The 14,743-nt window shown below is 57.7% G+C and carries 11 protein-coding genes; all 11 read left to right on the plus strand.

Annotated elements, in window-relative coordinates; translation table 11 throughout:
- Positions 1-563 precede the first annotated feature (563 nt).
- The 11 genes from proS to RDA78_RS20960 all read left to right on the plus strand — a co-directional run bounded on the left by proS (position 564) and on the right by RDA78_RS20960 (position 14,732).
- On the plus strand, positions 564-1,892 hold the full coding sequence (proS, locus tag RDA78_RS20910) for a proline--tRNA ligase (RefSeq protein WP_434051714.1): 1,329 nt from the start codon (positions 564-566) through the stop codon (positions 1,890-1,892).
- Between the two features lie 78 nt (positions 1,893-1,970).
- Entirely contained in the window at positions 1,971-3,275 is a 1,305-nt protein-coding gene (locus tag RDA78_RS20915; protein ID WP_434051715.1) for a lipoprotein-releasing ABC transporter permease subunit, read from the plus strand.
- Between the two features lie 16 nt (positions 3,276-3,291).
- Positions 3,292-4,014 carry an ABC transporter ATP-binding protein gene (locus RDA78_RS20920; RefSeq protein WP_434051716.1) on the plus strand — a complete coding sequence of 241 codons (723 nt, stop codon included), beginning with the start codon at positions 3,292-3,294 and terminating at the stop codon, positions 4,012-4,014.
- Between the two features lie 453 nt (positions 4,015-4,467).
- Positions 4,468-7,971, plus strand: coding sequence for a DNA polymerase III subunit alpha (dnaE, locus tag RDA78_RS20925; RefSeq protein ID WP_434051717.1), 3,504 nt, complete (start codon positions 4,468-4,470; stop codon positions 7,969-7,971).
- A gap of 252 nt (positions 7,972-8,223) precedes the next feature.
- A complete protein-coding gene (gene cpaB, locus RDA78_RS20930; protein ID WP_434051718.1) occupies positions 8,224-9,030 on the plus strand; it encodes a Flp pilus assembly protein CpaB in 807 nt (268 codons plus the stop codon).
- A gap of 610 nt (positions 9,031-9,640) precedes the next feature.
- Positions 9,641-10,555 (plus strand): 30S ribosomal protein S2, encoded by a 915-nt coding sequence (rpsB, locus tag RDA78_RS20935; protein ID WP_434051719.1) that lies wholly within the window; start codon positions 9,641-9,643, stop codon positions 10,553-10,555.
- 145 nt (positions 10,556-10,700) lie between these two features.
- On the plus strand, positions 10,701-11,618 hold the full coding sequence (gene tsf, locus RDA78_RS20940; RefSeq protein ID WP_434051720.1) for a translation elongation factor Ts: 918 nt from the start codon (positions 10,701-10,703) through the stop codon (positions 11,616-11,618).
- A gap of 67 nt (positions 11,619-11,685) precedes the next feature.
- Entirely contained in the window at positions 11,686-12,405 is a 720-nt protein-coding gene (gene pyrH, locus RDA78_RS20945) for a UMP kinase (protein ID WP_306143721.1), read from the plus strand.
- A gap of 111 nt (positions 12,406-12,516) precedes the next feature.
- Positions 12,517-13,080 carry a ribosome recycling factor gene (gene frr / locus RDA78_RS20950; protein ID WP_434051721.1) on the plus strand — a complete coding sequence of 188 codons (564 nt, stop codon included), beginning with the start codon at positions 12,517-12,519 and terminating at the stop codon, positions 13,078-13,080.
- A gap of 32 nt (positions 13,081-13,112) precedes the next feature.
- Positions 13,113-13,874 (plus strand): isoprenyl transferase, encoded by a 762-nt coding sequence (locus RDA78_RS20955; protein WP_434051722.1) that lies wholly within the window; start codon positions 13,113-13,115, stop codon positions 13,872-13,874.
- Positions 13,875-13,919: 45 nt separating this feature from the next.
- Positions 13,920-14,732 (plus strand): phosphatidate cytidylyltransferase, encoded by an 813-nt coding sequence (locus RDA78_RS20960; protein WP_434051723.1) that lies wholly within the window; start codon positions 13,920-13,922, stop codon positions 14,730-14,732.
- The last annotated feature ends 11 nt before the right edge of the window (positions 14,733-14,743 follow it).

Here is a 14,743-nt window from a genome sequence, read left to right on the forward strand (position 1 = left end):
AATGAATCCGGAAATGTGCCGCCGGTCGAATGCGGTAACGCCAATGTCCCGGCTGGTTTGAAAGGTTTCCGGTTGTAGATTCACAAAAGAAAAAGGCAGAGCGAGCTCTGCCTTTGATGAGTTCCGCGTCTAAACTGACCCCCGTACCCTGGCCGATTGTTTGACAACCTGGCCGGGCGGCTGCGGATCTTGCGATGCGCCAGAAGGTCCTTCCTCCCAAGACTCAGACCGCGATGTCCTTGAGCATCCTAGCATTTCTGCTGAAGCATCTTTTTGTTATTGAAATGGAACCTAGCGGAACAATTCACGCTTGTCACCTGTTTGTCGCAAAGAGCCTATTTTTTTTGCTTGCCTAATTCGTCTGCATGGTAATTGGTTCACCAGTTGCCTGAAAAGGCCGGTCAATTTTGCTGGCAAACAAACGGAAATGCCACGTTTTTGTCCGTTCAATAAAGCAAAGATTGCAAAAGCGGGTGTGGTTCAGCCAAGGGACTTGTTTTTAGGCGCGGCATGCGGTTTGACTGCGCATAATTCGAGCTACTCGCCAATTCGAGAGAACATAAATGCGTCTGTCCAGATACTTTCTGCCGATCCTGAAAGAGACCCCCAAAGAGGCAGAAATTGTCTCGCACCGCCTGATGCTGCGCGCCGGCATGATCCGGCAGCAATCCGCCGGTATCTATTCCTGGCTGCCGCTCGGTTTCAAAGTCCTGCGCAAGATCGAGCGCATCGTCGAAGAAGAGCAGGCGCGCGCCGGTGCCATTCAGCTTCTGATGCCGACGATACAGTCTGCCGACCTGTGGCGGGAGAGCGGCCGCTACGATGCTTATGGCAGGGAAATGCTGCGCATCACCGACAGGCACGAGCGCGACATGCTGTTCGGACCGACCAACGAGGAGATGATCACGGACATCTTCCGGGGGTATGTGCGTTCCTACAAGGATCTGCCGCTCAATCTCTATCATATCCAGTGGAAATTCCGGGACGAGGTGCGCCCGCGTTTCGGGATCATGCGCGGACGCGAGTTTCTGATGAAGGACGCCTATTCCTTCGATCTCGACAAGGAAGCGGCGCGGCATGCTTATAACCGCATGTTTGTCGCCTATCTGCGCACATTTGACCGCATGGGATTGAAGGCGATCCCGATGAAGGCCGAGACGGGCCCGATCGGCGGCGACATGAGCCACGAATTCATCATTCTCGCCGACACCGGAGAAAGCGAAGTCTTCTGCGACAAGTCGCTGCTCGAGTTGCCGATCCCGGAAGAGGGAACCGACTTCCTTTCGGATCTCACACCGATCGTCACACAATGGACGACGCCCTACGCAGCAACGGACGAAATGCACGATGCGGCTGCATTCGACAAACTTGCCGAGACCGATCGTGTTTCCGCGCGCGGCATCGAGGTCGGCCATATCTTCTATTTTGGCACCAAATACTCCGATGCCATGGGCGCGAAGGTCGCGACCGCCGAAGGCACGGAAGTTCCCGTTCACATGGGGTCCTACGGCGTCGGGGTCTCCCGCCTTCTTGGTGCCCTGATTGAAGCAAATCATGACGAGAACGGAATCATCTGGCCGAAGTCCGTGGCACCTTTCCATGTCGGACTGGTGAATCTGAAGCCGGGTGACACATTGACGGACAGTGTGTCTGAAGACCTCTATGCAAAACTCGAAGCTGCAGGCCTTGAGGTTCTGTACGACGACACTGATACGCGCGCCGGAGCGAAATTCGCCACGATGGATCTGATCGGTCTGCCCTACCAGGTCGTCGCCGGACCCAGGGGGCTGAAAGACGGGCTTCTGGAAGTGAAGGAGCGCTCAACTGGGGAAAAGGAAATGATGACCCCGGAAGCTGCGCTCAACAAGCTGACGGCGGCATTGACGGACTGAACCTGTGCGGTGATCCTTACGAACGGGGATTCGGTTGCAGTTCTGCGGCCGTCAGGGCATTGCTGAAGTGGATTGATCATGACGACAGCAGACATGGCGGATGTTGGCGAAAGCCAGACGGCGGCTTCTCCGACCCGGCCTTTTTCCGCCTTCGAATGGATGATCGCGGGCCGGTACCTGCGGTCGAGGCGGCGAGAGACCTTCATTTCGGTGATTGCAGGGTTCTCGTTTGCCGGAATCATGCTCGGTGTCGCCACGCTTATCATTGTCATGGCCGTGATGAACGGTTTCCGCTCCGAACTGCTCGACAAGATTCTCGGCATCAACGGGCACATGCTCGTGCAGCCGATCGACATGCCGCTCAATGACTATGATGCGGTATCGGAACGACTCGAAGGTGTTCCCGATGTCGTCGCCGCGTTTCCCTTCATCGAGGGCCAGGCCCTGGTGTCCGGTCCCGCCGGCAACCTGGGCGCGCTCGTGCGCGGCGTCTACGAGAGCGATCTCCGCCGGATGCCACTTGTTGCCGACAATATCAGCCCAGGCACCATTGACGGATTTGACGCAGGCGAGGGCGTCGTCATCGGCACACGCATGGCGCAACAGCTCGGCCTCACGGTTGGCGACAACATCACGATCATTTCGCCAAGGGGCAGCGTCACACCAATGGGCGTTACACCCCGTGTCAAGGCGTATCCGGTCTCGGCCATCTTCGAGATCGGCATGAGCGAATATGATGCCACCTTCCTGTTCATGCCTCTGGAAGAGGCGCAGGCCTACTTCAACATGGGGGACCGGGCGACCGGGATCGAGATCTACGTTGTCGATCCGGACAACGTCGCCGTGATGCGCAACGCGATCGAGGAGGGCGCGGCGCGGCCCACGCTGGTCACTGACTGGACCCAGCGCAACGCGACGTTCTTCTCCGCTCTGGAGGTGGAGCGCAACGTGATGTTCATCATTTTGACGCTGATCGTTCTCGTTGCCGCACTGAACATCATCTCCGGTCTGATCATGCTTGTGAAAGACAAGGGCAGGGACATCGCCATCCTGCGCACCATGGGGGCAACCCGGGGTGCCATCATGAGGATCTTCCTGATTACGGGCGCGAGCATCGGCTGTGTCGGAACGATAGCCGGGTTTTTCCTTGGACTGATCATCTGCCTCAACATTGAAAGCATCCGGCAGTTTGTCTCGTGGCTCACATCGACACAGCTGTTTGATCCGACGCTCTATTTCCTGTCGAAATTGCCGGCGGAGATAGACAGTGGTGAAACAATCACCGTGCTTCTGATGGCGCTTGCCCTGTCGCTGCTGGCAACACTCTACCCTGCGTGGCGCGCGGCTCGCCTCGATCCTGTCGAAGCGCTCAGATATGAGTGAGGAACGGGAGATGGACATGGCCGTGAACACAGATCCGAGGCCCGAAACCGCTCCCGCGGCTCTTGAACTTTCCGGCATCGTCAGGAGCTTCGACGAAGGCGAGAAGAAACTGCATATCCTGAAGGGGGCGAATCTCAGGATTGAAGCGGGCGAGATGGTTGCGCTGGTCGCTCCTTCCGGAACCGGCAAATCAACGCTGCTTCATCTTGCCGGTCTCTTGGAACGCCCCGACGAAGGAGATGTCTTTCTCGGACCGATCAATTGCTCTGATCTGTCGGACGATGAACGCACGGCGATCAGACGAAACGACATCGGCTTTGTCTACCAGTTTCATCATCTCTTGCCGGAGTTCACCGCGCAGGAGAATGTGATGATGCCGCAAATGATACGCGGACTGTCAAAGAGTGTCGCGGCCGAGCGGGCCGATGAACTGCTGGCCTACCTGCGACTTGGGGACAGGGGAACTCACAGACCGTCGGAACTTTCCGGCGGTGAGCAGCAACGTGTCGCCGTGGCACGGGCCGTCGCGAATGCTCCGCGCATCCTGTTGCTTGATGAGCCCACGGGCAACCTTGACCCCAATACAGCAAACTATGTGTTTGATGCACTTTCAGCACTTGTGCGGGCTTCGGGAGTGGCGACCCTTTTTGCAACCCATAATCTGGAACTCGCGGGACGCATGGATCGGGCGATCACGCTGGAAGACGGCCTGGTGAAAGACCTCAAGACGATTGTCTGACGTTTGCAATTCCCGTCGTATCTGCTTTTCTGCATTGAGAACAAACCAAATACGCGCTGTTTAAAATTGTGGCACACCTATGGCGGAGTGCGTGAACAAAAAGAGCTTGCAATGGGAACAAAAATGGAACATAGTGTTTTCATTCAAGGGTAAGACGTTGGAGGATGTTATGATCCATATCGCTCGTGATTTTGCAGCTTTTGCTTCCCTGGTCTGTTTCTGCACCACGCTTGCCGTCTGGGGCGACGTCCTTTTCGCTGCGGCCTGATTTCTCTCAACAACGCGGTCCTGGCGGCATTTGCAATGCGGGGTTCGAAGAGAGTTTCGACCGGACCGTTTGAGAGCGCGCGGTGCCGGCGAAGAACAACGGGTACAACTCCGACAGCGTCTCGACAGCAGCAGGAAGACACGATTGACTAGGCTCTGATTCCAGTAGCAGAAAAGAGCCTCGGCATGTCCGTGACAGAAGGTCGATCCGCACAGTCAGAAAACACGTCAGGTGCGCATGGGGCCGGTTCAAACGACCCGGGTTTCGTGCACCTGAGAGTGCACTCGGCGTTGTCGCTTCTAGAAGGCGCGTTGCCGATCAAGAAACTTCTTGAACTGGCCAAAGAGGACAATCAGCCGGCGCTCGCCATTGCCGACACGAACAATCTGTTCGGTGCCCAGGAGTTCTCATCGAAAGCCTGGGGCGCCGGTATTCAGCCCATTACCGCCTGCCAGCTGTCCGTCTTTTTCGATGACCGGCTCGAAGGGGCGCGCCGAGGGGAAGTCGCACTCGCCGATGTCGTCCTGATCGCGATGACCGAGGCTGGCTACGGAAATCTCATGGAGCTGACTTCCAGGGCCTTTCTCGATACCGAGACCGGACTGAAACCGCACGTCAGCGCACCTTATCTTTTCTCGAAATCCGAGGATCTGATCGTTCTTACGGGCGGGCATCTGGGACCGGTCGGCGCTGCTCTGCTAGCTGGCCAGAAACCGATTGCCCGGAACCGGCTTGAGAGGCTTTCGGAAGCCTTCGCGGGCCGATGTTATGTCGAGATCCAGCGCCATGGCCTGGAAGAGCAGCGAAAGACGGAAAACACGTTTCTCGAGTTTGCCTATGAATACGGCCTGCCGATCGTCGCGACGAACGAGGCCTTCTTTGCAAAGCGGGAAGACTATGAGGCACATGATGCACTGATCTGTATCTCCGAGGGACGCGTTCTCATCGAAGCGGATCGCAGACGGCTGACACCGGAGCATAGTTTCAAAAGCCGTGCAGAGATGTGTGCTCTATTTGCCGATTTGCCAGAAGCACTCTCTGCGACGATTGAAATCGCGCAGCGATGCAGTTTCCGGCCGGAGCGGCGAGCCCCGATCCTGCCGCGCTTTGCGGCGGCGGATGCGGATCCGGAGGCCGCCGAGCAGGCCGAGGCGGACGAACTCGAGCGTCAGGCCCGCGAAGGGCTGCGTGCACGTCTTGACGAGCATGGTCTGGCTCCGGGGCTTGAGGAAAAGGATTATTGGGAGCGTCTAGACTACGAAACGGGCATTATCGAACGCATGAAGTTTCCCGGATACTTCCTGATCGTTGCGGACTTCATCAAGTGGGCAAAGGCCAAGGATATCCCGGTCGGTCCGGGCAGGGGGTCGGGTGCCGGGTCGCTCGTCGCCTGGTCACTGACCATCACCGATCTTGATCCGATGCGGTTTTCACTGCTGTTCGAGCGTTTCCTCAACCCGGAACGTGTCTCGATGCCCGACTTCGATATCGATTTCTGCCAGAGCAGACGCGAAGAAGTCATCCGCTATGTTCAGGAGAAGTACGGCCGTCAGCAGGTCGCGCAGATCATCACCTTCGGATCGCTTCAGGCACGCGCCGTGCTGCGTGACGTGGGTCGCGTTCTGCAGATGCCCTACGGGCAAGTCGACCGGCTCTGCAAGCTGGTGCCGGCAAACCCCGCTAATCCCGTTACTCTCGCGCAGGCGATCGCTGACGAACCCCGCTTGAGCGAAGCGGCCAGGGAAGAGGAGATCGTTGAAAAACTGCTCTCCATGGCGCAGAAGCTGGAGGGCCTCTACAGGCATGCGTCTACGCATGCTGCCGGTGTCGTGATCGGCGATCGCCCGCTGGAACAGCTGGTCCCGCTTTACCGCGATCCCCGTTCCGACATGCCGGTCGCCCAGTTCAACATGAAAATGGTCGAAGACGCCGGGCTCGTGAAATTCGACTTTCTGGGCCTGAAGACACTGACGGTGATAGACACGGCGGTTGCGCTGATTGAGCGGCGAGGCGTTTCGGTGGATGTCGCCGGTCTTCCGATCGACGATACCGGGACCTATGAGATGCTTGCGCGAGGGGAGACCTTTGGCGTCTTCCAGCTGGAAAGCCAGGGTATGCGCCGGGCGATTGCGGGCATGAAGCCGGACAGGTTCGAAGACATCATTGCGCTTGTGGCCCTGTATCGTCCGGGACCGATGGAGAACATTCCCGTCTACAACGCTGTGAAACACGGCGAACAGGATCCGGATTGCCTGCATCCGCTGCTTGAACCGATCCTGATGGAGACGAACGGGATCATCGTCTATCAGGAACAGGTCATGCAGATCGCGCAGGTGCTGTCCGGGTATTCGCTCGGAGAGGCGGACCTGCTGCGCCGCGCCATGGGCAAGAAGATCGCGGCTGAGATGGAAGTGCAGCGGGCTCGTTTCGTGGATGGCGCGGTTGAGCGCGGCATCAACAAGACGCAGGCGGGAACGATCTTCGATCTCGTCGCGAAATTCGCGAATTACGGCTTCAACAAATCGCACGCGGCAGCTTATGCGCTGGTGTCCTATCACACCGCCTGGCTGAAGGCGAACCATCCGGTCGAGTTCATGGCCGCGTCGATGACGCTTGATCTCGGCAACACGGACAAGCTGGGTGACTTCCGCCAGGAAGCAAGGCGTATGAAGATTGAGATCGTGCCGCCATCCATCAACCGCAGCGGCGTTGTCTTCGACGTTTCGGACGGAAAAATCCTTTACGCGATGGGCGCAATCAAGGGCGTCGGTGAACAGGCGGTAGAGCACATCGTCGAGGTGCGCGGAGACACGCCGTTCAAGAGCGTGGGTGAATTCGCCCGCCGCATATCACCGAAGTTTCTCAACAAGCGTACCCTGGAGAACCTCGTCGCCGCCGGGGCCTTCGATGAGCTCGAACCGGACCGGGCACGCATCTTTGAAGGGATCGACCGGATCATGGGACTGGCCCAACGGACCGAGGAGAACCGGACGCTTGGACAGGATGAGCTGTTCGGGGGCAGCGACAGTGAAGAGCCGCTTCAGCTTGACGAGGTGCTCAGCTGGACGAATGACGAAAAGCTTCAGCGCGAGCACGCTGCGATTGGCTTTTATCTGTCGGCGCACCCGATCGATGAATACGCGAAGGTGCTTGAAAAGATGCGGGCGCAGCCCTGGACCCAGTTTGCCGATGCAGTCAAGCAGGGCGCATCTCACGGAAGACTTGCCGGAACGGTCATCTCGCTTCAGGAACGCAAGACGCGAACAGGTACAAGGATGGGAATCGCGCGGCTTTCGGACGCGAGCGGACAGTATGAGGCGCTCCTTTTTCGCGAAAGACTCGAACAGTACCGGGATGTGCTGCAGCCCGGCCGCTCGGTCGTTGTTCTCGTCGGTGCCGACATGAGAGACGAAGAACCGTCACTTCGCATCGAGCAGGTTGATCCGATTGACCAGGTGGCCGCGCGGCTCCAGAAAAGCATGCGTGTTTTTGTGCGTGACGAGCGCCCGATACAGAGCCTTGCAAGGCAGCTCACCGTGAGAGGCGAGGGGGACGTCACGGTGATCGTGCTGCTCGAAAACGGTTCGCGCGAAGTCGAAGTGAAGTTACCGGGCCGGTTCAGGCTGTCGCCGGAGATTGCCGGCGCACTCAAGGCAGTGCCGGGAGTAACGGACGTTCAGATGGCATGACCCTCCGCAGCCAGCGTGCCCGGCAGCTGTCAGGGCAGGCGTATTTCCGGTTCCGTCGACAGTTTCTTGAAATATTGAGAAACTCTGTAACAAAAACAACCTAATTTTATGAAACTTTATCTTTTGATTTCTTAATGCTTTGAACGTGAGAGAGAATTTTGGCATCTTGTTAATAGTACTATGAGTTTCCCTTCGCGATTGCTTATGAATTGGGTGTTTTGCATGTATTCTTGGCTCAAATAAACATGACATGTGCTGGGAATATGCAAATTGTGGACGAAACTCGCTAGGATATTTGTACTTTTAGTATCCCTTGGCGCAGGTTATCAGGCGTTTCATTTTGTCAGGGATACAGAAGTGGCGGTCGCAGCTCCTCCGCCGCCTGCGCCCGTTGAGCAAGCAAAGGTGCTTGTTGCGGCCAAAGATATTCCCCAGGGCGGAAAGATCTCGGACCGGGACTTCGCCTGGGTCGAATGGCCGAAAGACGCCGTCCCGCGAGGTGTCATGACCAGGGCAAAGGATTCGAAGAAGAGCCAGGAAATCATCGGCAGCATTGCCAGAACCGCCATTTTTTCCGGCGAACCGATCCGCGGCGAACGGTTGATCCAGACAGACAAGGGATACATGGCCACCATGTTGCCGAAGGGAAAGCGTGCCATCGCGGTCCTCGTCGGTCAGGAAACGTCTGCAGGCGGGTTCATCCTGCCGGGTGACAAGGTCGATCTCATTCTGACCCGTGAACTCGAAGGTGTCGGGGTCACGAGTGAAACCATTCTGGAAAACATCCGCGTTCTTGCCATCGACAGCACAACGGCAGGTGAGCAGGATGGAAAAAACCTTTCTCCCAAACGAACGGCCACGCTCGAGCTGACACTGTTCCAGTCTGAAGTGGTTGTTCAGGCGCAGCAGGTGGGTTCGCTTGCACTTGCGCTGCGCAGTGTTGAGGATTCGGCGGAGAACGCCGAAGTCACGGAGCGCCAGCGCGCCCAGATCTTCGTGCGCGTGAATCCGGACCATTGGTCGGTCGGTTCAGCGCAAGGCGGTGGCCGACTGGACTAGGTGATGGACCCATAAATGAGACTGAAATGGCATGCGAAATGGCGAAATCCCATTAGGAAGGGTGTGCGGAGCGGGCTTCTTGCCCGGTCAAGCACGCTGACGCCACGGGGTGAAGCCATTTCCATGTCCTTCGGATTTGACCGGCTTGCGCCTCCTCCGCGTTGCGAAAGGCATTGAAAATGCGGGACATTTCCTGCGCTTCCGCGCCTTGAGAAGAAGCAAGCCGCCTCAAACCATTACGGCCTCATTTATGGGTCCATCACCTAAACACCGCTTCGGCACAGCGACCCTTGTTTTGGTGTCCTGAAAATTGCGTGCTGCTCTAGGGCTTCAAGGCTTTTAAGCGTCATCGGACCGACCATACGAGTCTCCCGCGATAGCAAAGCCAAACGCATTCTGTTTCAGGGGTGCCGGAGATTGCCCGATCTCGGAAAGAAAAGCGGGTTTTTCTCTTGAAATAAATTTCGCTGCCAACTATAAGGCGCGCATTCCACACGCAAGGGGCGGAACCTGAGCTTATCGGGGTCCATCCGGTGGCTGACAGGAGAGATCCTCCGGCCCATACTCCTCTTGCGGAGGTTAAACCGGAAAACTCAGGAGATTAAGGGCCATGGCTTTGCCCGATTTCACCATGCGTCAGCTGCTCGAAGCCGGCGTTCACTTTGGTCACCAGAAGCACCGTTGGAACCCGCGTATGGGTCAGTACATCTTTGGTGTACGCAACGATGTTCACATCATGGACCTGTCGCAGACAGTGCCGCTTCTTCACCAGGCACTCAAGGCGGTGTCCGACACCGTTGCCGGTGGTGGCCGCGTTCTGATCGTCGGCACGAAGCGTCAGGCGCAGGACGCTGTTGCTTCTTCTGCCCGCAACTCGGCGCAGTATTTCGTCAATGCGCGCTGGCTCGGCGGCATGCTGACCAACTGGAAAACCATTTCACAGTCCATTCAGCGCCTTCGCAAGCTGGAAGAGACCCTGTCTTCGGATGCGGCAAACGCTCTGACGAAGAAAGAGCGCCTGTTCATGGACCGCGAGCGCGAGAAGCTTGAGCGGAACCTGGGCGGTATCAAGGATATGGGCGGTATTCCGGACCTTATATTTGTGGTCGACACAAACCGCGAGGCCATCGCCATTCAGGAAGCACGCCGCCTGGGCATCCCTGTCGCCGCGATCCTCGACTCCAACTCCAATCCGGATGGCATCACCTTTCCGGTGCCGGGTAACGACGATGCAGGCCGTGCCATTTCGCTTTACTGCGATCTCATCGCGCGCGCTGCAATCGACGGGATCTCCCGTGCACAGGGCGCTGCCGGCGTAGATCTTGGCGAGTCGGAAGAGGCTCCGGTTGAAGAGGTCCTGGTCGCAGCGGCAGAAGAAGCCGCTCCGGCGGAAGAGACTACACCTGCCGAAGAAGCTCCGGCTGCCGAAGAAGCACCGGCTGCTGAGGAAGCACCGGCTGCAGAAGCAGCACCGGTCGCAGACGCGGTTGAAGCTGAAAGCGAAACGGCTGCAGCGCAGGCCTGATGCGATTCTGCCGCGGACTTTTGCGGCAGATTACATGTTGAATTCGCAAGGCGGGCTGCACTTAGTTGCAGTCCCGTCATAAAGATGCGGGCAGCAATCAGCTAAACCGTGTCATATCTGAAACCCCCCATCCACGAGGCAATCGATGAGCATTACCGCTGCGATGGTAAAAGAGCTCCGTGAGAAATCCGGCGCTGGCATGATGGACTGCAAGACCGCTTTGAATGAATCTGGCGGTGACATGGAGGCAGCTGTTGACTGGCTGCGCACCAAGGGCCTGGCAAAGGCCGCCAAGAAAGCCGGACGCGTTGCCGCTGAAGGCCTGGTCGGTGTCGCAGCAGATGGCACCAAGGCCGCCGTGATCGAACTTAACTCCGAGACGGACTTTGTGGCACGCAACGAAGGCTTCCAGGAACTGGTCGCCAAGGTAGCCAAGGTCGCAACATCGACTGACGGTTCGGTGGAGGCACTGGCTGCTGCCGATCTCGACGGCAAGTCCGTTGCCGACGCGATCACCGACGCGATTGCGACCATCGGCGAAAACATGACACTTCGCCGCTCCGCGCTGCTTGCGGTCAACGGAGGTGTCGTTTCGACCTATGTCCACGGCAAGGTTGCCGAAGGGCTTGGCAAGATCGGCGTGCTGGTTGCGCTGGAATCGTCTGCAGACGCTGCAAAGCTCGATGGCCTTGGCCGCCAGATCGCGATGCACGTAGCGGCAACAAGCCCGCTTGCTCTCAACACGGAAGAGTTGGACCCGACGGTCGTCGAACGCGAGAAGTCCGTATTCTCCGAGCAGGCGCGTGAGTCAGGCAAGCCGGACAACATCATCGAAAAGATGGTGGAAGGTCGTTTGCGCAAATTCTACGAGGAAGTTACCCTCGTCAAACAGGCCTTTGTCATCAACCCCGACCAAACGGTTGAACAGGCTGTTGAGGCGCTTGCGAAAGAACTCGGAACCGAGGTCAAGCTCACCGGCTTTGTTCGCCTCGCCCTGGGCGAGGGGATCGAGAAGGAAGAGCAGGACTTCGCCGCGGAGGTGGCGGCAGCCACCGGGCAATAAGCTCACGAAAGCGCCGGCAAGTCCGGCGCTTTTTTTTTAGAAAGACAATTCTAGGCCAGGTGAAAACATGACGAATTCTTTGCGGTGGAAACGGATCCTTCTGAAGCTCTCCGGTGAGGCCCTGATGGGATCGCAGGCTTTTGGAATTGACCCGGCCATAGTGCAAAGGATCGCAAAGGAAATCGCTGATGCCGTGGCTCTCGGTGCGCAGGTTGGCGTCGTCGTCGGTGGCGGCAATATCTTCCGGGGCGTCGCCGTTGCGGCGAAGGGCGGCAACCGGGTCACGGGCGACCACATGGGCATGCTCGCGACCATCATGAACAGCCTGACGCTTGCCGATGCGCTGAGGCGCCTGAAGGTCAACGCTCGTGTTCTGTCTGCCGTTGCCGTGCCGTCCATCTGCGAGACGTTTTCACAGCGCGTTGCCGACCGCTACATGGAAGACGGCGATGTGATCATCTTTGCAGGCGGGACGGGGAACCCGTTTTTCACAACCGACAGCGGAGCGGCACTGCGTGCGGCAGAAATGAAGTGCGATGCCTTCCTGAAAGGCACCCAGGTCGATGGCGTTTATTCTGATGATCCGAAGGAAAACCCTGATGCCGAACGGTATGTGACCCTCGGTTATGAAGAAGTCATCACGCGCAACCTGAAGGTCATGGATACAACGGCAATTGCCCTGGCGCGTGACAACTCCATTCCTGTCATCGTTTTTTCAATCCACACTCCGGGAGCGCTTGTAAGCGTGCTTCAGGAAACGGGCACTTACACAGTCGTGGGCGACTGACACTTTTCAGCCTGATCTTTTCTTCAAGCCCTTGTGTTTCGGCGCGTTTGTGCCATGTTGGCGCGCGCTGAGACTCCATTTAGCCACGCAAAAAAGACGAGTGAGGACAAAATGTCGGTAGAAGGTGTCGATCTGGATGATTTGAAGCGCCGCATGCAAGGTGCCCTATCGGTTCTGAAAACCGATTTTGCAGGTCTGCGTACCGGCCGAGCGTCCGCATCCATGCTGGACCCTGTTTCCGTCGACGCCTATGGCCAGGCCATGCCGATCAATCAGGTCGCCACCGTGTCGGTGCCGGAACCGCGCATGGTCGCGGTTCAGGTGTGGGACAAGAGCATGGTCGCCGCGGTCGAGAAGGCGATCCGCGAGTCGAACCTCGGACTGAATCCGGTCGTCGACGGTCAACTGCTCCGACTTCCGATTCCTGAGCTCAACCAGGAGCGCCGCCAGGAACTCATCAAGGTTGCCCACAAATACGCCGAACAGGCCAAGGTGGCGATCAGGCATGTGCGCCGTGACGGAATGGACGATGCCAAGAAAGCTGAAAAAGACGGCGATATCTCCCAGGACGACAGCAGGGCTGCGTCGGACGAGGTGCAGAAGCTTACCGATCAAATGATCGGAGAAGTCGACAGCATGCTTGAAAGAAAAGAACAGGAAATTTCGCAGGTCTGAGCGGTGAATGGACCTGAGTGCAGGGGGAGCCTATGAGCGTCAGCCCGAACCCGCAAGCACCGGCCGATAGCGGGCCGATCAGCAAGATACCCAGGCATGTCGCCTTCATCATGGACGGCAACGGACGTTGGGCGACTGCGCGCGGCCTGCCGAGAACCGAGGGGCACCGTCAGGGCCTTGAGGCACTCAGAAAGACAATCCGGCATGCGGGAAAAGTCGGCGTCAGGATTGTCACGATCTACAGCTTTTCCTCCGAAAACTGGAACCGGCCGGCAACCGAAGTCTCGTTCCTGATGGGTTTGTTGAAACGGTTCGTCCAGCGAGATCTCAGCGAACTCCATGATGCGAATGTTCGCATCCGTGTGATTGGCGGGCGCAGTGATCTGGAACCTGGCATTCTGTCTTTGCTGGAAGAGGCAGAGGACCTGACCCGCAGGAACACGGGTCTGGAACTCGTCGTTGCTTTCAATTACGGGGCGCGCGACGAAATTGTCCGGGCCACGCAACATATCGCGCAGCGCGTGAAAGACGGAGAGTTGCGGGTAGAGGACATTGCAGAGGATACGATTTCGCTAAGCCTGGATACAGGTGGCTTGCCGGACCCTGATCTCATTATCCGGACCAGCGGGGAAATCCGTCTTTCCAATTTTCTGCTCTGGCAGGCCGCATATACCGAATTCTATTTTTGTGACCTCAATTGGCCTGATTTTGACGAAGCCGCACTCGACGAAGCCCTTGACTGCTTTTGCAAACGCGATCGGCGTTATGGCGGTGTCGATGCCAAAGCGCTCTGACGTGCGGCGCTGGTAATGGAAGAGACCGGATCAAAACAGCGCAAAATGTCCGACTTGCGACTGCGGTTGATTTCTGCGGTCATCCTGGGGCCGCTCGTGTTGCTTTTCACCTTCTGGGGCGGGTTTCTCTTTGCGATCCTGGTGCTGGTTGCGGCAACTTTGTTCTTGTGGGAATGGATGACGATCACGGGGACCCGCGACGCTCTTCTTCCAGCTTTCCTGAGTTTCGTGACGCTGCCTGCGCTTACGCTTTGCCAGGTGCTCGCAATGCCGGAGATTTCGCTTCTCGTGCTGGTTGCGGGAGCGGTGTCCGTGTTCCTTTGCTCCGGCGGCGGACAGACTGGCCGATGGGGTGCGGAGGGTGTGCTGTTCAGCGGACTGGCTTTGTTTTCGCTTCTGTCGATCCGCGCGGGCAGCGATGGTCTGCTTTTCGCGTTTTTCCTCATGTTCGTCGTTTGGGCGACGGATATCTTCGCCTATTTCGTTGGACGCGCTCTTGGCGGACCGAAACTCTGGGCGCGCATTTCGCCAAAAAAGACTTGGTCAGGTGCGCTTGGCGGTCTGATCTTTGCGACCGTTTTCGGCACGGGAGTGGCTGCGCTGGCGAACGCGCAAGGACTGTTGGGCTGGGCCTCGGTCGCAATTGTGCTTTCCGTGATATCCCAGGCAGGTGATTTGCTGGAATCGGCAATCAAGCGGCGATTTAACGTGAAGGATTCAAGTCAGCTGATCCCGGGGCATGGCGGCATCATGGACCGGATCGATGGACTTGTCGCGGCCGCGATTTTTGCCGTTTTCGCCGGTGTATTGCTCGGAGGGCCTCTTTCGGACCCCATTGCGGGCCTTGGACTTGGTTAAGCTTGGGGGAA

It is taken from the genome of Roseibium sp. (assembly GCF_051016195.1).
GTDB lineage: Bacteria > Pseudomonadota > Alphaproteobacteria > Rhizobiales > Stappiaceae > Roseibium.

Excerpts from the sequence above, each read along its gene's own strand:
- proS (WP_434051714.1), top strand. The coding sequence starts at position 564 with ATGCGTCTGTCCAGATACTTTCTGCCGATCCTGAAAGAGACCCCCAAA.
- RDA78_RS20915 (WP_434051715.1), top strand. The coding sequence starts at position 1,971 with ATGACGACAGCAGACATGGCGGATGTTGGCGAAAGCCAGACGGCGGCT.
- RDA78_RS20920 (WP_434051716.1), top strand. The coding sequence starts at position 3,292 with ATGGCCGTGAACACAGATCCGAGGCCCGAAACCGCTCCCGCGGCTCTT.
- dnaE (WP_434051717.1), top strand. The coding sequence starts at position 4,468 with ATGTCCGTGACAGAAGGTCGATCCGCACAGTCAGAAAACACGTCAGGT.
- rpsB (WP_434051719.1), top strand. The coding sequence starts at position 9,641 with ATGGCTTTGCCCGATTTCACCATGCGTCAGCTGCTCGAAGCCGGCGTT.
- tsf (WP_434051720.1), top strand. The coding sequence starts at position 10,701 with ATGAGCATTACCGCTGCGATGGTAAAAGAGCTCCGTGAGAAATCCGGC.
- pyrH (WP_306143721.1), top strand. The coding sequence starts at position 11,686 with ATGACGAATTCTTTGCGGTGGAAACGGATCCTTCTGAAGCTCTCCGGT.
- frr (WP_434051721.1), top strand. The coding sequence starts at position 12,517 with ATGTCGGTAGAAGGTGTCGATCTGGATGATTTGAAGCGCCGCATGCAA.
- RDA78_RS20955 (WP_434051722.1), top strand. The coding sequence starts at position 13,113 with ATGAGCGTCAGCCCGAACCCGCAAGCACCGGCCGATAGCGGGCCGATC.
- RDA78_RS20960 (WP_434051723.1), top strand. The coding sequence starts at position 13,920 with ATGTCCGACTTGCGACTGCGGTTGATTTCTGCGGTCATCCTGGGGCCG.